At 51.2% G+C, this 22,208-nt stretch carries 18 protein-coding genes and 1 other annotated feature; of the genes, 16 read left to right on the top strand and 2 right to left on the bottom strand.

Annotation, left to right across the window (positions count from 1 at the left end; all coding sequences use genetic code 11):
• Window positions 1-24 precede the first annotated feature (24 nt).
• The 6 genes from B9D94_RS20905 to leuS all read left to right on the top strand — a co-directional run bounded on the left by B9D94_RS20905 (window position 25) and on the right by leuS (window position 8,069).
• Entirely contained in the window at window positions 25-795 is a 771-nt protein-coding gene (locus tag B9D94_RS20905; protein WP_006208983.1) for a class I SAM-dependent DNA methyltransferase, read from the top strand.
• 323 nt (window positions 796-1,118) lie between these two features.
• Window positions 1,119-1,985, top strand: a complete 867-nt coding sequence (locus B9D94_RS20900; RefSeq protein WP_006208984.1) for a sugar phosphate isomerase/epimerase family protein — start codon at window positions 1,119-1,121, stop codon at window positions 1,983-1,985.
• 28 nt (window positions 1,986-2,013) lie between these two features.
• On the top strand, window positions 2,014-3,183 hold the full coding sequence (locus tag B9D94_RS20895) for a Gfo/Idh/MocA family protein (RefSeq protein WP_006208985.1): 1,170 nt from the start codon (window positions 2,014-2,016) through the stop codon (window positions 3,181-3,183).
• 23 nt (window positions 3,184-3,206) lie between these two features.
• Window positions 3,207-4,292, top strand: coding sequence for a Gfo/Idh/MocA family protein (locus B9D94_RS20890; protein ID WP_148247901.1), 1,086 nt, complete (start codon window positions 3,207-3,209; stop codon window positions 4,290-4,292).
• Between the two features lie 65 nt (window positions 4,293-4,357).
• Window positions 4,358-5,242: an AraC family transcriptional regulator gene (locus tag B9D94_RS20885; protein ID WP_006208987.1), complete on the top strand. Its 885-nt coding sequence runs from the start codon at window positions 4,358-4,360 to the stop codon at window positions 5,240-5,242.
• Window positions 5,243-5,282: 40 nt separating this feature from the next.
• Window positions 5,283-5,539: a binding site (T-box leader), on the top strand.
• A gap of 88 nt (window positions 5,540-5,627) precedes the next feature.
• Window positions 5,628-8,069 (top strand): leucine--tRNA ligase, encoded by a 2,442-nt coding sequence (leuS, locus tag B9D94_RS20880; protein WP_063478928.1) that lies wholly within the window; start codon window positions 5,628-5,630, stop codon window positions 8,067-8,069.
• Here the strand turns inward: leuS and comER are convergent.
• Window positions 8,050-8,892, bottom strand: a complete 843-nt coding sequence (comER, locus tag B9D94_RS20875) for a late competence protein ComER (RefSeq protein WP_063478929.1) — start codon at window positions 8,890-8,892, stop codon at window positions 8,050-8,052. The genes leuS and comER overlap by 20 nt on opposite strands.
• 173 nt (window positions 8,893-9,065) lie before the next feature.
• Here comER and B9D94_RS20870 point away from each other — a divergent pair, with 173 nt between their 5' ends.
• From B9D94_RS20870 to holA, 6 genes are all read left to right on the top strand, one after another.
• Complete coding sequence (locus B9D94_RS20870; RefSeq protein ID WP_063478930.1) at window positions 9,066-9,734, top strand: ComEA family DNA-binding protein; 669 nt, start codon at window positions 9,066-9,068, stop codon at window positions 9,732-9,734.
• Between the two features lie 48 nt (window positions 9,735-9,782).
• Complete coding sequence (locus tag B9D94_RS20865) at window positions 9,783-10,301, top strand: deoxycytidylate deaminase (RefSeq protein WP_006208991.1); 519 nt, start codon at window positions 9,783-9,785, stop codon at window positions 10,299-10,301.
• A 196-nt stretch (window positions 10,302-10,497) separates the two neighbouring features.
• A complete protein-coding gene (locus B9D94_RS20860; protein WP_148247899.1) occupies window positions 10,498-13,152 on the top strand; it encodes a ComEC/Rec2 family competence protein in 2,655 nt (884 codons plus the stop codon).
• Window positions 13,153-13,336: 184 nt separating this feature from the next.
• Window positions 13,337-13,885, top strand: coding sequence for an RNA polymerase sigma factor (locus B9D94_RS20855; protein WP_036644490.1), 549 nt, complete (start codon window positions 13,337-13,339; stop codon window positions 13,883-13,885).
• Window positions 13,882-15,129, top strand: coding sequence for a zf-HC2 domain-containing protein (locus tag B9D94_RS20850; protein WP_063478932.1), 1,248 nt, complete (start codon window positions 13,882-13,884; stop codon window positions 15,127-15,129). The genes B9D94_RS20855 and B9D94_RS20850 overlap by 4 nt, the downstream gene beginning before the upstream one ends.
• 393 nt (window positions 15,130-15,522) lie before the next feature.
• A complete protein-coding gene (holA, locus tag B9D94_RS20845) occupies window positions 15,523-16,542 on the top strand; it encodes a DNA polymerase III subunit delta (protein ID WP_063478933.1) in 1,020 nt (339 codons plus the stop codon).
• Between the two features lie 146 nt (window positions 16,543-16,688).
• Here holA and rpsT read toward each other — a convergent pair whose 3' ends face one another.
• Window positions 16,689-16,961 (bottom strand): 30S ribosomal protein S20, encoded by a 273-nt coding sequence (gene rpsT / locus B9D94_RS20840; protein ID WP_006208995.1) that lies wholly within the window; start codon window positions 16,959-16,961, stop codon window positions 16,689-16,691.
• A gap of 162 nt (window positions 16,962-17,123) precedes the next feature.
• On the opposite strand from rpsT, the gene gpr reads away from it, so the two are divergent.
• The 4 genes from gpr (at window position 17,124) to lepA (ending at window position 22,037) form a co-directional block, all read left to right on the top strand.
• The gene (gene gpr, locus B9D94_RS20835; RefSeq protein WP_036644484.1) at window positions 17,124-18,125 is read left to right on the top strand and encodes a GPR endopeptidase; all 1,002 of its coding nucleotides are present in this window, start codon (window positions 17,124-17,126) and stop codon (window positions 18,123-18,125) included.
• A 168-nt stretch (window positions 18,126-18,293) separates the two neighbouring features.
• Window positions 18,294-19,664: a stage II sporulation protein P gene (locus B9D94_RS20830; RefSeq protein ID WP_148247897.1), complete on the top strand. Its 1,371-nt coding sequence runs from the start codon at window positions 18,294-18,296 to the stop codon at window positions 19,662-19,664.
• Window positions 19,665-19,724: 60 nt separating this feature from the next.
• Complete coding sequence (locus tag B9D94_RS20825) at window positions 19,725-20,135, top strand: hypothetical protein (protein WP_148247896.1); 411 nt, start codon at window positions 19,725-19,727, stop codon at window positions 20,133-20,135.
• An 87-nt stretch (window positions 20,136-20,222) separates the two neighbouring features.
• The gene (gene lepA / locus B9D94_RS20820; RefSeq protein WP_006208998.1) at window positions 20,223-22,037 is read left to right on the top strand and encodes a translation elongation factor 4; all 1,815 of its coding nucleotides are present in this window, start codon (window positions 20,223-20,225) and stop codon (window positions 22,035-22,037) included.
• Window positions 22,038-22,208: the final 171 nt, after the last annotated feature.

Genomic DNA, 22,208 nt, shown 5'->3' with positions numbered 1-22,208 from the left:
AGCTTCTAGGAAAGTGGTGTCATCATGTTGTCTTACCGCAAGTTTGCTTACGTATATGATCAACTCATGGAAGACATGCCTTATCCGGATTGGATCCGCTTTGCGAGAACAGCCTGGGATAAACACGGAATGCCAAAAAGCGTTGCGGAGCTCGGGTGCGGAACTGGCAGTATCACCATCCCGCTGGTTAACTCCGGATTTGAGGTAACAGGTATTGATCTGTCAGCGGACATGCTGTCCGTTGCCAGACGCAAGCTCGAGGGAACACCGCAGGGGCACCGTTTATTTCGGGAGGGCAGCGTCCGCTGGGTACAGCAGGATATGCGCTCCTGGGAACTGCCAGAGCAGGTGGATTCTGTCATTTCATTTTGTGATTGTGTGAACTACCTGCTGGAGGAGAAGGACATACGCTCCGCTTTTGCACGGACTTACAGCGGTCTTAAGGAAGGCGGCACGTTCCTGTTTGATGTGCATCACCCCAATACGCTGATTCGTTATGACGAAGAGCAGCCATTCGTTCTGGATGAACGGGAAGTGTCCTATATCTGGACATGCGACCTGGATGAACGTCGTTGTGAGATTGAACATCATCTTTCCATTTTTGCCAGGGACGATCAGGATCCTTCGGTTTACCGCCGCTTTGAGGAGACTCATGTCCAGCGCGGATACGACCCGGAATGGATGAGAGTTGAACTGGTGAAGGCCGGATTTCGGGATGTGAAATGTTATGCCGATTTTGAGTGGATTGAAGCAGGGCAGGATGCATCCCGGCTGTTCTACGTTGCCGTAAAATAATGAATACTTATGATAAGGAAGGCACTCTTACCGTCTGTTCCAGGACGGCAGGGGTGCTTTTTTGCGTTAAGGACGGTTGATTGTATTCAAAGACACTTCTTTTCCGCTTTGTTTGACTGTGGTTAAGGTTCGGATACAGGGATATGGGTTTGCCTCCTGGACTGTGCTACGATGTTGGAGAGAGAGAAAAGACAGAAATGAGAGCGCTATCTGCAAGGTTGGTTCTATGAATCTATGACGCTCTGAATGATAAGAAATGAGTCCAACGATGATCAAATGTTGCTCATGCAAATTCACAGGTCTGAAGAGAGGATGACGGAATAATGAAACTGTCTGTTTTTACAGTCGCAACACCTGATTTGCAGCCTGAGGCGCTGGCTAAATCAGCGGCTGATGCCGGTATTGAGGGCATTGAATGGCGCTTCAAGGAAGTTCCAGCCGATGCCGCAGAGGAGAAGCCTTCCTTCTGGCGTCATAATCGATGCTCAATAGATCCGGGAGGCACGGAGGAGGATTGGCTTAGATTCCGCCAAGCTGCCGACAAGTTTGGACGGCGCAGTCTTGCGGTGGTCCCCTATCTGACCTGTGGTGATGTGGAAGCAACGGAAAAGGTCATGCAGGCAGCCAAGCTGATCGGAGCTTCATTTATTCGCGTGGGTATTCCGGGATATGACCGAAAGCACAACTACAATGAACTGTACGATCAAGCGGTACGGTATTTACACGAGGTTCAGGACTTGGCAGCGGCTTATCAAGTCAAGGCATTGGTGGAGACACATCATCTGACGATTGCGCCGAGTGCGGGACTAACGCACCGTCTTGTATCCCACTTCAATCCACAGCATATTGGGGTGCTGTATGATCCGGGCAATATGGTCCATGAAGGGTATGAGAATTACCGAATGGGCCTGGAACTGCTGGGTCCCTATCTGGCTCATGTCCATGTTAAGAATGCAGGATACCGCAAGACTCCATCAGAGGATGGAAGCACGGCAGTCTGGTCTGGAGAATGGGTTTCTCTTGCCCAGGGAGCCGTTCCGTGGGTGCAAGTGATACAGGATTTGCATTCAGTGGGCTACGATGGTTATTTCGGGATTGAAGACTTTAGCGGTACGTATGAGTCTACGGAGATGCTGCTCCGTTTTGCCGAGCAGATGAAGGTGTGGGCAGATCATAAACAGCGCGTGTAGACATTCATTCACAAGGGAGGTAAGAAATATGGATCAAGTAAGAGTAGCCGTCATTGGACTCGGCATGGGATTCTCGCATGCCAGAACGCTTGCAGCAGGCCGGATTGCCGGAGGGAAGCTCAGCGCTATATGTGACCTCAACCCGGCTAAGCAGGAAGAGGCGAAGGCAACACTGCCCTCGGATGTGAAAATCTGGAATGATGCGGATGCTTTAATAGCTTCGGGAGAGATCGATGCGGTGATCATTGCCACGCCGCATTATGCACATCCACAAGTGGCGATAAAATGCCTCAGTCATGGACTCCACGTCCTGATCGAGAAGCCGGCGGGCGTCTATACCAAGCAGGTTCGGGAAATGAACCTTGCCGCTGCGAGCAGTGGCAAAGTCTTCTCGATTATGTATAACCAGCGCTGTAATCCGCTGTATAAGAAGCTTCGGGAGCTGATTGCAGACGGCGAGCTTGGTGAGATCCGGCGGATGAACTGGATCGTAACCAATTGGTACCGGTCCCAAAGCTATTATGATTCCGGCGGTTGGCGTGCAACCTGGGGCGGTGAAGGTGGAGGCGTGCTGATCAACCAGTCTCCACATCAGCTGGATTTGTGGCAGTGGACGACCGGAATGATGCCGAAGAGGATTCGTGCCTTTTGTTCGTTTGGCAAATACCGCAATATTGAAGTGGAAGACGATGTGACGGCTTATGCTGAATATGAGAATGGTGCAACGGCCGTTTTTATTACCACAACGGGCGAAGCGCCTGGAACGAACCGGTACGAAGTGACGGGGGACCGTGGAAAAATCGTCATTGAGGACGGAAAGCTTACCTTCTGGCGCCTTCGCGTTCCGGAACCCGAATTCAATCAGCAGTATACCGGAGGTTTTGGAGAACCGGAATGCTGGAAATGCGATGTGCCGATCTCGGGTGATAATCCTCAGCACAGCGGCATTATTCAAAATTTTGTGGATGCCATTCGTCAAGGCACGCCGCTGATTGCGCCGGGCGAAGAGGGGATCCACGGATTGACGCTGTCAAACGCGATGCATCTGTCCACCTGGACCGATCATTGGGTGGATCTGCCCTTGAACGAAGATTTGTATTATGAGCTGCTGCAGGAACGCATTGCCCAATCTTCCAGCCAGAAGACCGTCAGAGAGGTTGGACCGGTTGATATGAGCAAAACGTTCGGAACCTATTAATGAACCGTCAGGAGGCAATCGGTATGGATCGCAGTAATGGAATGCTCTATGCGCCGGTTGGCAAAGCCCAGCCGGTGTGCAAGCCAGGGGATTTTGTCTTTGCCGCCATGTCGCTGGAGCACGGACATATATACGGCATGTGTAACGGATTAATTGAAGCGGGGGCAACTTTAAAATGGGTGTATGATTCAGACCCCGCCAAGGTAGCGGCTTTTCTCGAGACCTATCCAGGCGTAACCGCCGCTTCCTCCGAGGCACAGGTGCTCGAGGATGCGGAAGTTCATCTTGTAGCGGCTGCCGCCATTCCATCGGAGAGATGTGAGCTTGGTTTGAAGGTTATGTCACACGGCAAGGATTATTTTACCGATAAGACGCCGTTCACCACCCTGGAGCAGGTAAGCTCCGCACGTGCAAAGGCGGCAGAGACAGGCAGGAAGTATATGGTTTATTACAGTGAACGGCTGCATGTGGAGAGTGCGGTCCACGCGGGTCGGCTGATACAGGACGGCGTGATCGGCCGCGTGGTGCAGGTGATGGGAACAGGACCGCACCGCTTAAATGCTCCATCCCGTCCGGACTGGTTTTTCCGCCATCAGCAGTATGGCGGCATATTGTGCGATATCGGGTCCCACCAGATTGAGCAGTTTTTGTTTTTTGCAGGCTGCCGCGATGCCAAGGTGCTCAGCAGCAAGGTGGGCAATTATGCGAATCCGGCCTACCCGGAGCTGGAGGATTTCGGAGATGCGACACTTCTCGGAGACAATGGGGCCACGAATTATTTCCGTGTCGATTGGCTGACGCCTGGGGGCCTCGGTACCTGGGGCGACGGAAGAACCGTTATTTTGGGAACGGACGGATATATCGAACTTCGTAAATACATTGATATTGCCAGACATCCACAAGGCGATCATCTGTATTTGGTTAACGGCGAAGGGGAGTTTCATATGGAGCTGCAGGGCAAGGTAGGCTATCCGTTTTTCGGCGAGCTGATCCTGGATTGTCTGGAACGGACCGAGTTTGCCATGTCCCAGGAGCACGCCTTCAAGGCCGGCGAATTATGCGTGATTGCTCAGAATGAAGCCGTGCGCATTCAAGAAAATCATATATAATAGAGAAAAACTCCGCGATGTTCAGGGGTTCTACAACCCCAGGCCGCTAAAGGGGCGATTCTCTTATGTCCTCGTCATCATCCAAAGGGCTGCCAAGCTTCGAGTGGATGCAGCTGAAAGAGCCAATAGATCTGAGCTATTATAATGAACAGCCCCTTATCAGCGGGCAATTCCATTCCCACGCCTTTTATGAAATCTATTATTTTCACGAGGGATGCTGCACCTATCTAATCGGTGACTCTGTCTTTGCGCTGAAGCCGGGGGATCTGCTGCTGATGAATGGTTTGACGCTTCATTGTCCGAGTGTGGAACCCGATTCCAGATACGTAAGAAGCATTCTGCATTTTGACCCGGCCTGGGTGTGCAAGGGGCTGTCGGAATCGGCCAAGACGATCCTGCTGGACCCCTTCGATACGCTCCGGAATCATCGTATGACCCTAACCGGGACCAATCGGGAAGAGTTCGAGGCCCTGCTGGCCGATATTCATCGCCTGTCAGCGTCCACGACCCACTACCGCCAGGAACGCATGACCTTGCGCATCCAGGAGCTGATGTACGTCATTGCAGGCTGGTGTCAGGCCGCTGTACAGGGTCAAGACTCGATCTCAGAGAAGGAGCGGCATGTCCAGCATGTGGTATCGTTTGTCGAGGAAAATTATATGCACGATCTGACGCTGGAGAGAATCGCCCGCGATATGCATATTACCAAGCATTATCTATCCTCCTTATTCAAGGAGGTGACGGGAACAACGGTGTTTAAATATTTGTATCACCGGCGGATCAACCAGGCTAAAATTTTACTGCGGCTTCACCCTTATCTGAGCATAACGGAGGTCAGCCAGGCATCCGGGTTTAAGCATCTGGCTCATTTCAGCCGGATGTTCAAATCAATGGTCGGAACGACACCGGAGCATTACCGCAGGAGCGGAGATGAACTTTCGTTGACTTGATCGTACATTTTGGGTATAATAGCCACATTAAAATGGTAATATGAAAGCGATGATGAGGATTAGTACTTCCGCATTCGATCATGCAGAGAGCCGGTGTTTGGTGAAAACCGGTTGACGATAGGAATGAACTCGCCTCGGAGCAATGATGTTAACCCGGCCGCTGAATGGCTATTTCAGCAACTGGCCGATGAAGCATTGTCGTCTCATCCGCGATAAGGATGCAAAGGGAGTGAAAGGCAAAGTATGCCTTTGGCTAACTAGGGTGGTACCACGGGAATCAAACCTCTCGTCCCTAGCGATCAACGCTATGGATGATGAGGTTTTTTTGTTTTTGGACAATGGCATCAGGCCTTGTCTCTCGAATGTGAAGGAGGAGCATTGAAGTATGACGGACAATCAGACAACCGGCCACGGCTATATCCCGCAGGCCATCGAACCGAAGTGGCAGCAGTACTGGGACGAGAAAAAAACGTTTAAAACCGAAGAGGCATCATCCAAACCGAAGTTTTACGCACTGGATATGTTCCCATATCCATCCGGCGTAGGCCTGCATGTAGGGCATCCGGAAGGATACACGGCAACAGATATCGTGTCCCGTTACAAACGGATGCGAGGTTACAATGTGCTGCATCCCATGGGATGGGATGCTTTCGGACTCCCTGCAGAACAGTATGCGATGGACACAGGCAAGCATCCCCGCGAGTTCACCGTGCAAAATATCGATACGTTCCGGCGCCAGATCAAATCCCTCGGATTCTCGTATGACTGGGACCGGGAGATCAGCACCACCGATCCGGAATATTTCAAATGGACCCAGTGGATCTTTATCCAGCTCTATAACCGCGGCTTGGCTTATGTGGCTGAAGTGCCGGTTAACTGGTGCGAAGCACTCGGTACCGTGCTGGCGAACGAAGAGGTCATCGATGGCAAGAGTGAGCGCGGAGGACATCCGGTCGTTCGCAAGCCGATGCGTCAATGGATTCTGCGTATTACCGAATATGCAGAGCGCCTGCTTGAGGATCTGGATGAGCTGGACTGGAGCGAAAGCCTGAAGGATATGCAGCGCAATTGGATTGGCAAATCCACGGGTGCCGAGGTTCGTTTTGACATCGAGGGTTACGATGGCCATCTGGAGGTATTTACAACCCGCCCGGATACACTGTTCGGCGCTACCTACTGTGTGCTGGCACCGGAGCATGACCTTGTGGACAAAATTACGTCAGCGGATCAACGCGAAGCGGTGAAGGCTTATCAAGTTCAGGCTTCCCGCAAAAGTGATCTGGAGCGGACGGATTTGGCAAAAGACAAAACCGGTGTCTTTACCGGAGCATACGCCATTAATCCGGTGAGCGGCGCTAAAGTGCCGATCTGGATTGCGGACTATGTGCTGGCAGGTTACGGAACAGGAGCCATTATGGCGGTTCCGGGTCACGACAGCCGTGACTGGGAATTTGCCAAACAGTTTGGTCTTCCGATTATTGAAGTCGTTCAGGGTGGAAATGTTGAAGAGGAAGCCTACACCGGCAGTGGCGAGCATGTGAATTCCGGTTTCCTGAACGGGCTGGATAATGAAGCGGCTATTCAAGCGATGAATGAATGGCTGGAAAAAGAGGGAAAGGGTCAGAAGAAGGTAACTTACCGTCTGCGTGACTGGCTGTTCAGCCGTCAGCGCTATTGGGGCGAGCCGATTCCGATCCTGCATCTGGAAGACGGAACGATGAAGACCGTGCCGGAGGATCAGCTTCCGCTGCTTCTCCCGGATGTTGATCAGATCAAGCCGTCCGGTACCGGTGAATCACCGCTGGCTAACGTTACGGAGTGGGTGGAAACGGTAGATCCTGAAACCGGCATGAAAGCCCGCCGCGAGACCAATACGATGCCGCAATGGGCAGGCAGCTGCTGGTATTATCTGCGTTACATTGATCCTGACAACCATGATGAATTGTGCTCCAAGGAGAAGCAGAAGGAGTGGCTTCCGGTTGACTTGTACATCGGTGGCGTGGAGCATGCCGTGCTTCACTTGCTGTATGCGCGCTTCTGGCACAAAGTATTGTATGACCTGGGTGTTGTTGATACGAAGGAGCCATTCCAGAAGCTTGTCAATCAGGGCATGATTCTTGGCAACAATAATGAAAAAATGAGTAAATCCCGTGGCAATGTCATCAATCCGGATGACATCGTTAACGAGTATGGAGCCGATACGCTGCGCGTATACGAGATGTTCATGGGGCCGCTGGAAGCGACCAAGCCATGGAACACCAACGGCGTTGAGGGAACGCATCGCTTCCTCTCCCGTGTATGGCGCCTGTTCATCGGTGACGACGGTCAATTGAATCCTAGAATCGTTGAGGGCGAGGGTACGGACGAATTCAAACGTACGCTGCACAAAACGATCAAGAAAGTGACCGATGATTTCGAGCATCTGCGCTTTAACACAGCAATCAGCCAGCTGATGATATTCATCAACGAGGGATACAAGACGGATGAGCTTCCACGGAAGGCCATGAAGAGCTTCGTTCAACTGCTTTCCCCGCTTGCGCCTCACCTGGCTGAAGAGCTGTGGAGCCGTTTAGGCTACAGCGAGAGTGTAACCTATGAGCCATGGCCTGATTTTGACGAGGCTTGGACCGTAGAGGCAGAAGTTGAGATTGTTGTTCAAGTCAACGGCAAAATCGTAGAACGTGCCAAAATCGCGAAAGACATGGATCAAGAAGCCATGCAACAACATAGCCTCTCCCTTCCGAATGTCAAGCAGGCGCTGGAAGGAAAGAGTGTACGCAAAATCATTGCCGTACCGGGTAAACTGGTCAATATCGTGGCCGGTTAATCGTAAAACCGAAGGCAGCATCCAGTTTTGCCAGATCCTCCTCATACTTGTCGTGTGTGGTCTGGATCAATTGGTAGAACAGTCCGTTCAGGTTTGACTCAAGCAGTGTCAAAGCCTGGGCGGTGATGCCTCCGGGAACCGCCACCCGCTCTTGCAGCTGCTCGGGGGAGAAGCCCTCCTCCGTTAGCAGCTTGCCGGTGCCAAGCAGCATTTCACCGGCTAATGCATTGAGGGTCTTACGGTCGATACCGGTCATTTCAACGGCAGCGTCGATCCATTTTTCCATGAATAAACTTAAAAAAGCAGGCCCGCAGCTGGAGAAATCGGAAGTGATTCGCGTGTGCGATTCCAGTATCTCGAGCGGCCTGCTGATATAAGACAGGAGGCTTTCTATAAGCTGCCTGTCTTCTTCTTTTATTCGGGAACCATACATACATAACGATGCTCCGCCTCCGGTAATGTTGGTGATGCTCGGTATGATTTTCGCGACCTTGCATGGCAGCGTTGATTCCAAATGGATCAGTTGCACCGGACTCGTGATGGATATCGCGATTTGCCGGGCTTCCAGCTGATCTTTGATCTCGCTGATGACCGTTTTAAACTCCAGCGGCTTGACACATAAGAAGAACAGGTCGCTCTGTGAAGCTGTCTCTGTGTTAGAGCTGCATACAGTCAAACCGGGATGTTGCTTTGCCAGCTTCTGCGCCTTTTCAGGACTTCGGTTGCTGACTCGAATCTGCTCAGGCAGGAGTGCGCCCGATTGAATGAAGGCTTCGATCAACAGACTTCCCATGCTGCCCGTACCGATAAAACCGACCTTCATGTGTACGTTCCCTCCTTTCGCGCTTTACGGCAGAAATGTACCGTCCTTAAGTTAATGTATGCGGGGAAGATGCCGATTCATGACGGTTTTTCATGTGATTTCGGTGAGAGAATGCAAGTATTCTGTTTTTGAACGCAATGGATATGAATTTTTATGATAAGGAGAGGTCATGAATGAAACGGATATCATTAGGTTGGAGTCTTGCGGCAACCATCGCAGGTTGCGGATTCATTTTGTTTGCAGGCGGCACCGACAAGGGGATTGAGGGCTGGCAGCCGTTAAACGACCAACTGGAGCAAGTGGTGGGGGTTGAAGGAGAAAAGGGAATGAAGACGTCCTCCGCGAACTCCCGGAACGGGGCCGTGGAAGATGCTGCTCCAGCAGAGGCTGGTGACGTTCCTGATGCTGCGAAGAAGGCGGACCCTGATACAGGAAGCGAGCCTGCGGGCAACACGAAGGATCTCTCACTAAGCAGCAGCCAAGGTGCTGCTACCGTAAGCGGTTCCCCAGGCGAAACGTCGCCTCCGGCTTCTGTCCAGCCCGAATCCTCTTCGGGTTCCTCCCAGACCGATGGTGGCGCTCTGCAGACGCAGCAACGAGCTTCTGCTAGTGAGTCTGCCGTGGATTCGCCGTCGTCTTCGGTACAGTCCGGATTGATTAATGTGAACACGGCGGATGCAGCGACTCTGATGGAACTCCCCGGCATCGGGGAAGCCAAGGCCCAGGCCATCATCGATTACCGGAAGCAGTTTGGGCCTTTTCGGAGTATAGCGGATTTAATGAATGTCAAAGGCATTGGACCCAAAATGCTGGAGAAGATGAAGCCTTACGTTGGACTTTAGCTATGTGCTACAATAAAGGAGATATCGATAAGAAACAGGTGACAGATGATGAGTGCAGATCAACGTAAAGATTGGGATACGTATTTCATGGATATTGCCTTTATGGTTTCTACCCGCTCCCAATGCCCACGGCGTCATGTTGGGGCGGTGCTGGTGCAGGGGAAAAAGCTGCTCGGTACAGCATACAACGGCGCGCCGATGGGGGTTCCTGACTGCTCGGAAGCAGGCTGTATGATAGCGGAGGATTACGAGTTGGTTGTGCAGGATGGCCAGGAGCGCATGGTGAAAAAACAGCGCTGTATCCGCACCATTCATGCCGAACAAAACCTGCTGCTGTTCACAGACCGGATCGACAGGGAAGGCAGCACGGTCTATGTGACCGATGAGCCTTGCTGGACCTGTGCGAATATGCTGGCTAACAGCGGCATTGTCGAAGTGGTATTCCACCGCTCGTATCCGAAGGATTCGGGCAAGGTGTCTCGCATGATGGAACAGAAGGGGATTTTGTTCCGGCAGCTTGAGTCGTACGAGCCCCCACGAGAGACATTAATGACTGTAGCGGAATGATGCGTGAAGGATGTCTACGTAATACTTCTATGAAATAGGATGCGAAATAGGAAGTCACAAAGGAAGAACCTTTGGCTGCGATATGCAGGCACAGGTTCTTTTTTTGTTATGACAACGAAAGGATATACCAATTATGAGGCGAAGGCCGTTACTTGTGTTTACTGTTATATGGGTTATGGGCAGCGGGGCTGCATGTATGTACGATGGATGGAGACTGGCCCTGATTGCTGCCGGGCTGATGCTCCTGCTGCTGGCTGTATGTCATTGGGGACGCACGGGACCTTTGTTTGTGTTCTGCATGCTGTGCTCGTTGTGTTGTTCTACCATCTACTGGGAATGGCACGACGCGTTAAATGTAAGTGATTTGGAATTGCGACTTCCCGCAGCAGAGACAGTGGATACTTATCCTGTGACCGCACAGGGCGTGATTTCTTCGCCTGTGGAGGTGGATGGAGACAGGGCCGATTTCAAAGTTTCGCTGCAGAAGGCTGATCTTGGTTTCAGGCAGTCTACATTAACCCACATGAAAACTCATGCTCACCAGGACAATGACCAGGATCTAAAGACGCATGATGTCGTTATGGTTCAAGTCAGATTATTGGACAAGTCCGAGCTGGATATAGCAGGCCAGTGGCAGCGCGGAGATCATATACAGTTAACCGGAGAACTGCAAAAACCGGGTGAAGCGCGAAATTTTGACGGTTTTGATTATCTTCAATATTTGCGCACTCAGAATATGCATTGGATCATCAAGGTCAAGGGCGCCGACCAAGCGCAGATCACACCACCTGACGGCTGGAGCTTAAGCCATATTCTCAGGTGGAATGATTCTGCCCGAGATACACTCGGCGGCAAGCTGGAGCAATTATACACCGGAGTTCATGCAGGTTATATGAAGGGACTTGTTATTGGCAATCAGGATGATCTGGATCCCGATACATTTATGGAGTTCTCCCGCTTGGGTTTAACACATATTCTTGCGATATCAGGCATGCATGTTGCCGTGGTTGTAGGCTGTCTCTTATTCTTGTGCACGACCCTTCGAATGACGCGAGAGACTTCGCTCACCGTGGTCATGTGGCTGATACCGGTCTATGTTTTGCTTACCGGGGCGAGTCCCTCCATCGTCCGTGCGGGAATCATGGGCATGATCGGCTTGTATGCTGCGAGGCGAAGGCTGTTGAAGGACGGATTGCATATTCTTAGTGCTGCGGCACTTGCCATGCTGCTGTGGAACCCGTATTTTCTTGTCAACGTCAGCTTCCAGCTCTCGTTCATCGTGACTGCAGGCTTGATGATTTTCGTGCCAAAGCTGATGCCGCTGCTGAGATTTATGCCCCGCTGGCTTGCGGGCACTGTAGGCATTACGGTGGTGGCTCAGCTCATCTCTTTTCCGCTCACGATTTATTATTTCAATCAGGTATCGCTCCTGTCTGTCATCGCAAATTTGATTCTCGTTCCCGTCATAAGTCTGATCGTTCTCCCGTTAGGGATGGTGTCCCTGCTGCTCAGCTGGGTATGGATGCGGGGAGCAGGCTGGCTGGCGAATATAACCGAATGGCTGAATCAGCTGACATTTCGTATCGTTGAATGGATGAATGCCTCCTCTGCTTTTATGACGTTGTGGCCATCTCCTTCGCTGGCCTGGATATTGGCGTACTATGTTGCCCTATATGTACTGCTCTCGATTGTGAAGAAGAAGTCAGAGCATCAAGGAGCAGCGATGAATAACTCCGATGACACGGTTCCGTTGGAAGGTCGTGATTCCTTGAACAGCAGAGCAGACTTATCTGAACCGACTGCCGTGTTTCCGCTTGTGGATCAATGGGCTGGCTCGTTGCGATGGAGGGGGTTCATTACAACAAGTCATTATGTCGAGCGCTATGCGGTAAGATCCGTGATCATGCTGCTGTCCGTGGTTTTGGGTGCACTGCTGTATACCGGATATCAATCCCCTTCCATGGGTGGGGCAGGTCTGGTGCAATTTTTGGACGTTGGACAAGGGGATTCGATTCTGGTAACAACTCCGGAAGGCAAGCATATTCTTATTGACGGCGGCGGAACGGTGAATTTTCGCAAGGAAAAGGATGCCTGGAAGGAAAGAAAAGCGCCGTTCGAAGTGGGAGAGAAAGTGGTGGTGCCTTTGTTAAAAAAAAGGGGGGTTCACCAGCTTGAGGCCGTCATTATGACGCATGGTGATCAGGATCATATTGGTGGTCTCTTGGCCGTACTGAAGGAAATTCCCGTGAAATCGGTTGTTTTTAACGGGACCTTGGCCGACTCTGACTCCTTCCGGGAGCTGATGTCAACTGCCGTACAACGGAATGTTCCGATATATCAGGCTGGCGCCGAGCGGGGTCCCTGGAAGGTTGACAAGTACACGGACATACAATTTTTGTTCCCTATTTTCCCAGAAAGTGGAGAAACCATAAATTCATTACCGTTGATTAAGGAACAGAATCATGCTTCACTAGTATTTGTCCTTCAGATGAATGGAAGCCGAGTGTTATTTACCGGAGATACGGATCAGGCTGCCGAACAGAAAATATTGCTGCATCTGGAGGAACTGCTGCACGAAGGATCGGGACTCCAAGCCGATAACCCGGTTGATGTCATGAAGGTTGCCCATCATGGAAGCAAAACCTCGACATCGGCGGCATGGCTGAATGCTTGGAAGCCGAGGACGGCGGTAATTTCTGCTGGTGTTAACAATATGTACGGGCATCCGCATACGGATGTGGTAGGACGGCTGGAACGGTCCGGGTCGATCATCTATCAGACCAATCTTCATGGTGAAGTCCAGATGAGGATGAAGGAGAACCATATTGAGATCCGCACGAAGCTTCCATAATGCGCACGGCTGTCCTTGAGACCCGGAATCGTAGTATGATCTATATAGGAAATTGCAGCAGATGACTATAAACTTTATATTTGGTATAGTTAGATGAAGTTTCCTGAAAAAAATAATAGGTTACATACTGCAACATTTTTTTATTCTATCCGTCTGTATGTATGCAGGGAGAGGGGGATCCACTGTGGTGGAGCAGGGACTCATAAGAGCCGCTCAATCGGGCGATCGCGACGCTCTAATCACCCTATTGCGAGAAATTGAGCAACATGTTTACCGAACTGCTTATTATATTTTAAACAATGAACAGGATGCCATGGATGCAGCCCAGGAAGCACTAATACGCGTATATACGAAGATTAACTCCTACGAGGAGAAGGCCCAGTTCAAGACATGGGTCCAGCGAATTGTAACCAACATATGCATTGATAAATTCCGCAGAACGAAGCCGACGGTTTCCATCGATGAACATGATCTGGTGTTTCGGGATAATCTCGATGTAGAACGGGAAGTGATGTCGGGTTATCTCGCTCAGGATATCCAGGAGGCCATTAATCAACTCCCGGATCATCATCGCACCGTCATTGTCTTAAGATATTTGCAGGACCTATCCTACAACGAAATCGCTGATTGTCTGAACCTCCCGCTCAATACGGTGAAATCCTATTTGTTCAGGGCCAGGCAGCAGCTGCAGAATATGCTCCAAGAGCATCAGAAAGGTGGTGTATCAGGATGAATTGCCAAGAGGTGGTGGAACGTATGCACCGGTATTTGGACCGGGACCTTACTTCCGATGAGACGGCCGAAATGTATCAGCATATTGCTCTGTGTCCCATGTGTGCGGAGACCTTTAATATATTGAAATCATTGAATAGAGAGCTTGAGGATCTTCCGGCCGTAACCCCGCCTGTCAGTCTGGTAGATGCTATCATGCCGAGACTTGATGCTATTGACCGTGATCGCCATAACCTTGTCATACCCCCAGCCGTAAAAAACCAGGAGCCTGCAGAGATGATGCCGGAAATTCGGCGTCCACGACGTGCAGGCAGCTGGTGGAGTACGGTTGGCGGGAGAACGGCCATCGGAGCTGCTGCCGCAGTGCTTATACTTGGCGTTGCCATATTCAATAATGAGCCGAAGATGTTATCCGATGCGGAAATTCCATATGAAGAGGCAAGTACGACAAGCGCTGGATCGACAGAGGAATCGACCGAGATCCAGGATCAAGGTACGCCGCAGCTGTTTACCGATGGCGGAACGGCGGCCAATAGCACGGAGAAGGAGGGGAGCGACCCTTCCGACAGCACTCAAAGCTCGGCGTTGGAATCGTCAACCGAATCCGATCCGGATCCGAATGAAACCAAGGGAACAGCTGAGCCGTCGGATGCCCCTAAGGAAACTGGGGAAGAAACGCCGGCACCCGATGCTTCCGTGAAAAAGGACAATGAAGGGGTACCTCAAGCGCCAGAACAACCTGCAACGAGCAACAATGAGGTACCGAAAAGCAATGCTACAAGTCCGTCTGCCCCTCCAGCCAGTGAACCTCAACAGAATAATGAGGGAGTGAATGGGCAGACCCCGCCTTCCGAGTCGGCGGATACGAAGCCAGAGACGCTGTCTCCAAGCAATGATCCTTCAGCAGATGCAGGAGCCGGAAGTGCTGAATCTTCCGAACGGTCAATGGGAATTGCGATGATGCCGGAGCAATGGTCATCTCCGGACGGTCTGTACAGGGCTTCGCTGGAGCTGGATCAGCTGGTCATTTATCGGCTGCCTTCGGGAAGCAATACGTCGCCAGAAGCGATGGAAACACTCGAGAAGATTCCACTCAGCGGCAAATGGGTATCCGGTCAATGGTCTGAGGATGGCTTGACGTTTAAGTACAAAGTGCAGATGAACAGCGAATTGGTTGAATCTGTTTATTCCATAGAGAAGACCGAGCCGCCTGCTGCCACACAACAGAAGAAGCCGAAGCAATAGAAATATATATATAGATAATGAAATCGGCGCACCAATGCCGGGAGATATGAATACACTATATATTAGAGAGAGCATTATACCAACCACAGTCGTATGACCGGCGGCGGGGTGTTTCTAGAGCATTCTTGCCGGCGTTTATATAGATGTGTTGGGACGAAGGGACCTTGCCGCTGCTAAAGCCGAGGTCTCTTTGTTTTTTTGAGGACTCCGGATTGATTGGACATCCAATTGCCGCAAGATTTGATATCGCAAGCGAGTTGATGATGATTTGCGAAATCCTTCTAGTTTTGTTGCCGTTTGTTCAAAAAGCAGATCTCATAATTCTGCCGGTCATCTATCGCTTTTGGGCCCTCTTTTTTGGTATAGTGTACAGTGTAGAAAGGGGGGACGCCGATGGATGCCAAAGCGGCGGCCAAGGCGGTCAAGCAGGGAGATGTGTCTTCCGTCTATTTGCTGTACGGCAGCGAGAAATTTCAAATGAAGGAATTCGCCGAATTTCTGGAAGCCCAGCTGATCCCGAAAGAAGACCGTGATTTTGCCCTGATTCATATGGATTTAGGGGAAGCTTCGATTCAAGCCGTTGTGGAAGAGGCGGAGACGGTTCCTTTTATGGTTCAGAAAAAATTGATATTTGTCCGGGATACGTCTTTTTTTACCGCTGCAAAAGATAACGGGAAAGTGGATCATCGTCCAGAGGCACTGCTGGATTATTTGACCAATCCTGCTGATTATAGTGTGATTGTCTTTATGGTGGGCCAAGAGAAGCTGGATGAGCGCAAAAAGGTAGTTAAAGCCGTGAAGAAGACAGGTGTAGCGCTGTCCTTCATGCCTTTAGGCGGGGAAGAGCTGCTCCGCTGGGTGGACAAGCAGGTGAAGCAAAGCGGCTGCACACTGCGTGAGGGTGCGGCTGAAGCGATTGTTCGTAATGCCGGAACCAGCCTGCAGTCCTTGTCGGGCGAGATCGAGAAGCTGTGTTTATACGCGGGTTCAGGCGGAAGCATTGATATCGCAACCGTGGATATGCTGGTGGCTCGAAGCACGGAACAGAATGTGTTTGCATTGGTCGAGGATATCGCAAATCTCCGGATGGACAAGGCACTCGGTATTTATTACGAGCTGTTGAAACAACGCGAGGAGCCGATCAAGATTGCTGCATTGATCACAAGGCAATTCCGAATCATTCTGCAAGTGAAGACCTTATCCACCCAAAGCTACTCGCAGCAGCAGATTGCATCCACGATCGGACTGCATCCCTATGCGGTGAAGATTGCCGGAGAACAGGCCCGTAAGTTTGAGACGGCTCGTCTGGAAGGCATACTGAACCATCTGGCTAATCTGGATTATCAGATGAAGACCGGGGCTGTGGATAAGGTGCTGGGGATTGAATTGTTTCTATTAAGGCTTGGAGCATAGTCATTTGTTCAACGACACACCTGAATGTTATTGCGAGATCGGAGCGTGCGGCTATCACTAGCGTATGCTCCTTTTATCTCCACAAAAAGCCCTGAGCAGCGTGAACTGTTCAGGGCTTTTTCAATGTCGTATTCAACAAACGTTACTTACGCTTGAGCCGTAAGAGCGTTCAGTCTTTTCGCCAGACGGGATTTCTTGCGGGCAGCTGCGTTTTTATGGATCAGGCCCTTCGTAACGGCTTTATCAAGCTTTTTGGAAGCAGCTTGGAAAGCAGCTTTAGCAGCTTCGATTTCTGTACCGTTCAACGCTACGTCAGCAGTTTTAACAGCTGTGCGAAGCGCGGATTTCTGAGAAATGTTAAGCGCGTGGCGTTTGTCACTTGTCTTTACACGTTTAATCGCGGATTTGATGTTTGGCATTACATTCACCTCCTGTAAGGCATTTCAATAGAGCGAAATGATTCACAACTTAAAATATTTTAGCATGGGGGTGGACAAAAAGCAATACTCATTCGGACTTCTGCATAAACTCCCCCCTACTCTCGCACACTATTAGCAATATGAGGAGGAGTGTGAATTTAGATGGATCTGGATCTTCAAAAATATTCGGTCCGAACGGACCTCGCGGTGGAATCTAGAGAACTGGCCGGTGGCGCAGGCAGTCCAGCCATTCCGGGTTTGCTGGAAGATGTGGTTCAGGAGGACGGAATCAAGATTACGAGGCTTGACGTAGAGAACGAAGCTGCCTCCCAAAAGATCGGAAGAGTGAAGGGTCACTACGTCACATTGGAAGTTCCCGATCTCCGCAAGGGAGATACAGAGCTGCAGGATCAGGTATCGGTTGTGTTCGCACGCGAGTTTGAGGCGTTTATGTCTCGAATCGGAATCGGACCTAAGGCGAGTGTGTTGATTGTGGGGCTTGGCAACTGGAATGTAACCCCGGATTCGCTGGGACCACTCGTTGTCGAGAATGTGATGGTGACCCGTCAGTTTTTTGAGCTCATGCCTGATCGTGTAGCGCCAGGCTATCGCCAGGTCAGTGCGGTTGCACCCGGCGTCCTCGGTCTGACGGGGATTGAATCAAGCGAAACGGTGCAAGGCATTGTGGAGCAGACCCGTCCCGACCTGATCATTGCTATTGATGCACTGGCTTCGCGTTCACTGGAGCGGGTTAACACGACCATTCAGATTGCGGATATCGGAATCCATCCCGGCTCGGGCGTTGGCAACAAACGCAAGGGTCTGACGCAGGACATACTCGGCGTCCCCTGCATTGCGATTGGAGTGCCAACGGTCTGTTATGCCTCCACTATCGTAAATAATGCGATTGAAATGATGAAGTCACATTTCGGCGAGGGAGCACCGGAGACCGGGAAGATCATGGGCATGCTCCATGATATATCGGAGGCGGAGCGGCTTGCGCTCGTGAAGGAAGTACTGGAGCCTTTGGGCCACGACCTTATCGTTACGCCGAAGGAAATTGACGAGTTTATCGAGGATATTGCCAATATCGTGGCATCGGGGTTAAACGCGGCGCTCCATGAGGCCGTGGATCCCGGTAATGTGGGGGCGTACACCCACTAGCTCCAATCTATAAAAGCTCCGAATCTATCGGAGCTTTTATATTTTTCCATGGATCTAGTTCTATCGATTCTCCTCGGTTCATAGATTTGGAATATAAGAGATTACAGAGTCGCGGGAACGGCGAGTAGATGGCCTGATAGCTCCCGGCGAACCGAGGAGGACTTCGTTATGAACAATCGCAAGTTTCGTATATGGAATATTGCCCGACTGAAACGCAAGGTGATGGAAGGTCTGAGCATGGGGCGAACGCTAGTCATATTAATGCTGGGCTCTCTTATATTTTTTATTTTACTAGGGCTCGGCGGGATGGCGGAGCAGCGGATGAATTCCTCGCCTGTGTCGTCGATGAAAGGTTTGGCCGCTTCCCTATCAAGCCACTTTTTCATTGATATGATCGGAATGGAAATGCCGCATATGACGGCTTCGAAAGAGACTTCAAGTTTCTCCGGGGATAAAATGTCGACCTTCGTCTTTGAACTGCTCACGAGTGTGAATCCCAAAGATCCAAAAAGCCTCCTCGCGGGTGAGCTTCCGGGTATGAAGGCCAATCAACCGGTACAGCTGTCCCACGGCTCTGGCAATGAGGATGGCGAAGCCCCGGCGGATTACCGGCCGGATCCTGCAGCGGAACAGCCGGAAGAGAATCCGGGGGATACGGGCGAGGTACCGCCGCAAGGAGAGCAGGGCGACAACGGCATAGGCGGTGAAGACGGGCCGGATCAAGGGGCCGAGGAAGAGCCTGGCAGCAAGAATGAACCTGGAAACACATCCAAGGACGGTAAAACCACAGGCGGCAAGAAGGCTGTATTAATCTATCATTCGCATCCGCAAGAGGCCTATAACCCGCTGCTCACGCATCCATCCGATAATCCGGGGGCGGTATCGCCGAGCAAAAACGTTATGCTGGTGGGCAGTTTTCTAAGCAAAAGACTTGAGGCCAACGGGATTGGCACCCTGCATGACAAGAGTGACTATCAATCTACCGTACCGGGGTACAACTACAACTATTCCTATAAATACTCCCGCCAGATGGTCATGGAAGCCATGTCCCAGAATGACGGCATCAACTATCTGATCGATATCCACCGCGATTCGCAGCGTTACAACAAAACAACAGCCACCGTGAACGGTGTGAACTACGCCAAGGTCTACTTCATTATCGGTCATGCGAACGAGAACTGGAGAAAGAACGAGGAGTTTGCAAGTAAAATCAATGCCAAGCTTGAGAAATCCTATCCCGGCGTCTCACGGGGCGTGTGGGGCAAATCCGCAGATCAAGGAAACGGGGAGTACAACCAATCCCTGTCACCGAACAGCATCCTGATCGAAATCGGCGGGATCGACAACACCAAGGAAGAATTACAGCGTACGTCTGAAGCGTTGGCGGATATTATTGCAGATGTGTATTGGCAGGAGCAGGAGGCTAAGAAAGCCAGCGTAAAAAAAGACAGTGATCCAGCGAACAAACGTGCCGCTTCAGCGCCAACCAAAGAAAGCGGCACTGCGGACACTGAGCGTAAAGCAGCCAAGGCAGGCTAAGTTCTGAAAGCTGCCTTGTGAAATACAGGGCAGAGCACACGTGAAATCGGAGGGGGACTTATGATGTCAAGAATGGGGAAACGGTTTGTGGCTCTTATCATTTGGACAGGCATCGGCATATTGGTCGGCATGCAGCTTGGAGGGTCAAGAGCGCCTGTACCGGCAGACGGCGTTTCAGCTGTGCAGAATGTGCAGCAAGGCCATGTTCAAGAGACGCAAGGCGAGACAACCCGAGGGAATGGCTGGGGAGGGACGCGCAGGACCCCGCCGGCATCAGAGTCCACGGCTCAGGAACAGGAAGTCCGTGCATCGGAGCCTGAATTCGAGCCGTCACCCAGCGATATTCTGCTGCCCGAACGCTCAAAACCGCCTGCGGATGTGCTTGCGGACAAGACGGCAGGACTGCTCCAGCAGCTGTCTGACCAGAGCATACGCTGGGTGGTGTCGATGTTCGGATCCATCACGGATTAAATTCACCTTTTTCTCAGCATTGCTGTGCATCCCCTCAACTGGTATAATAAGTTGATTCAAACATCTGGTGGTTGTTGGGGGTTAGGCATGACAGACGTACAAGCAAGACAACAAAAAATTCGTAATTTCTGCATTATTGCACATATAGACCATGGGAAATCGACACTTGCTGACCGTATATTAGAGTATACCGGTGCATTAACCTCGCGTGAAATGCAGGAGCAGGTTCTGGATCAGATGGATCTGGAGAGAGAACGCGGAATTACCATCAAGCTGCAGGCGGTTCGCCTAAATTACAAAGCCGATAACGGCGAGGAGTACATATTGAATCTGATTGATACTCCGGGGCACGTCGACTTTACGTATGAGGTATCCCGAAGCCTGGCTGCTTGTGAGGGCGCGCTGCTCGTTGTTGATGCTGCGCAGGGTATCGAAGCCCAGACGCTGGCCAACGTATATCTGGCACTGGATAACAATCTTGAAATCCTGCCTGTCATTAACAAAATCGATCTGCCAAGCGCCGATCCTGAGCGCGTAAAGCAAGAGGTCGAGGATGTCATCGGGCTTGATGCCAGCGATGCGGTCCTGGCTTCCGCCAAAGCGGGCATCGGTATCAAGGAGATTTTGGAGCAGGTGGTGCAGAAAGTACCGGCACCTACGGGCCATCCGGAAGAACCGCTGAAAGCGCTGATCTTCGACTCCCACTATGATCCATATAAGGGTGTCATCGTCTATGTGCGTGTTATCGACGGAAGCATTAAGGCAGGCTCCAAAATCAAAATGATGGCGACCGGCAAATCTTTCGAAGTCATTGAAGTGGGTGCATTTAAGCCCCGCATGTCCATCGTGGACGAGCTTAACGTCGGAGATGTCGGCTTCATTGTAGCGGGCATCAAGAGTGTAGGCGATACGCAGGTCGGCGATACGGTAACGGATGCCAAGCGTCCGACAGCCGAGCCGCTCCCGGGTTACCGCAAAATCAACCCGATGGTGTTCTGCGGATTGTATCCAATCGAAACGTCAGACTACAACGATCTGCGCGAGGCGCTTGAGAAGCTGCAGCTTAATGATGCATCGCTCAGCTTTGAGCCGGAGACGTCCAGTGCACTCGGATTCGGCTTCCGCTGCGGATTCCTGGGCCTGCTTCATATGGATGTGATCCAGGAGCGGATTGAACGCGAGTTTAACATACCGCTGATCACGACCGCGCCAAGCGTTATATACCGCATTACGCTGACGAACGGGGAGCAGATCCAGATCGATAACCCTTCCCATTATCCTGAGGTCGGCAAGGTTGATTATGTTGAAGAGCCTTATGTTAAAGCAGCCATTATCGTGCCGAACGATTATGTAGGATCGATCATGGAACTGTGCCAAAACAAACGCGGCGAATTCGTCAACATGGAATATCTGGACACAACTCGGGTTACCATTACCTATGAAATTCCGTTATCGGAAATTGTCTACGACTTCTTCGACCAGCTTAAATCCAGCACGAAGGGGTACGCCTCGTTTGATTACGAGGTGTCTGGATATCGTAAATCCAATCTGGCGAAGATGGATATTGTACTCAACGGCGAACAAGTGGACGCCTTGTCCTTTATCGTGCACAAGGACCGCGCGTATCACCGCGGACGGGCCATTTGCGAGAAGCTGCGCGAGCTGATTCCTCGCCAAATGTTCGAAGTGCCGATTCAAGCTTCCGTGGGTACTAAGGTAGTTGCCCGTGAGACGGTGAAAGCGATGCGGAAGAATGTACTTGCCAAGTGTTATGGCGGTGACATCTCCCGGAAGCGGAAACTCCTTGAGAAGCAGAAGGAAGGCAAGAAGCGGATGAAGCAAGTCGGCAGCGTCGAAGTGCCGCAGGAAGCCTTTATGGCCGTCTTGAAAATCGACGACTAGTAATCGGATGGTTCAGCAGGACGTGTGTTTAGTCTCAGCGAAGCCGCCAGTCTTACAGCTTCACAATGCAAATGATGGGAAAGCCGATTCTCGGCTTTCCTTTCTTTCATTACAAGAGGCGTAGCGTTATAGTAGAGAATGAACATCTGTAATTACTTAAGTTAGTCGTGC

This window comes from Paenibacillus sp. Cedars (assembly GCF_003184205.1).
GTDB lineage: Bacteria > Bacillota > Bacilli > Paenibacillales > Paenibacillaceae > Paenibacillus_AQ > Paenibacillus_AQ glucanolyticus.
This window is presented reverse-complemented; position numbering and strand designations above follow the sequence as displayed.

Coding starts and splice junctions, on each gene's coding strand:
- leuS (WP_063478928.1), top strand. CDS start 5,628: ATGACGGACAATCAGACAACCGGCCACGGCTATATCCCGCAGGCCATC.
- rpsT (WP_006208995.1), bottom strand. CDS start 16,961: ATGCCAAACATCAAATCCGCGATTAAACGTGTAAAGACAAGTGACAAA.
- B9D94_RS20870 (WP_063478930.1), top strand. CDS start 9,066: ATGAAACGGATATCATTAGGTTGGAGTCTTGCGGCAACCATCGCAGGT.
- B9D94_RS20850 (WP_063478932.1), top strand. CDS start 13,882: ATGAATTGCCAAGAGGTGGTGGAACGTATGCACCGGTATTTGGACCGG.
- B9D94_RS20865 (WP_006208991.1), top strand. CDS start 9,783: ATGAGTGCAGATCAACGTAAAGATTGGGATACGTATTTCATGGATATT.
- comER (WP_063478929.1), bottom strand. CDS start 8,892: ATGAAGGTCGGTTTTATCGGTACGGGCAGCATGGGAAGTCTGTTGATC.
- B9D94_RS20825 (WP_148247896.1), top strand. CDS start 19,725: ATGATGTCAAGAATGGGGAAACGGTTTGTGGCTCTTATCATTTGGACA.
- holA (WP_063478933.1), top strand. CDS start 15,523: ATGGATGCCAAAGCGGCGGCCAAGGCGGTCAAGCAGGGAGATGTGTCT.
- lepA (WP_006208998.1), top strand. CDS start 20,223: ATGACAGACGTACAAGCAAGACAACAAAAAATTCGTAATTTCTGCATT.
- B9D94_RS20885 (WP_006208987.1), top strand. CDS start 4,358: ATGTCCTCGTCATCATCCAAAGGGCTGCCAAGCTTCGAGTGGATGCAG.
- B9D94_RS20900 (WP_006208984.1), top strand. CDS start 1,119: ATGAAACTGTCTGTTTTTACAGTCGCAACACCTGATTTGCAGCCTGAG.
- gpr (WP_036644484.1), top strand. CDS start 17,124: ATGGATCTGGATCTTCAAAAATATTCGGTCCGAACGGACCTCGCGGTG.
- B9D94_RS20860 (WP_148247899.1), top strand. CDS start 10,498: ATGTACGATGGATGGAGACTGGCCCTGATTGCTGCCGGGCTGATGCTC.
- B9D94_RS20830 (WP_148247897.1), top strand. CDS start 18,294: ATGAACAATCGCAAGTTTCGTATATGGAATATTGCCCGACTGAAACGC.
- B9D94_RS20890 (WP_148247901.1), top strand. CDS start 3,207: ATGGATCGCAGTAATGGAATGCTCTATGCGCCGGTTGGCAAAGCCCAG.
- B9D94_RS20905 (WP_006208983.1), top strand. CDS start 25: ATGTTGTCTTACCGCAAGTTTGCTTACGTATATGATCAACTCATGGAA.
- B9D94_RS20895 (WP_006208985.1), top strand. CDS start 2,014: ATGGATCAAGTAAGAGTAGCCGTCATTGGACTCGGCATGGGATTCTCG.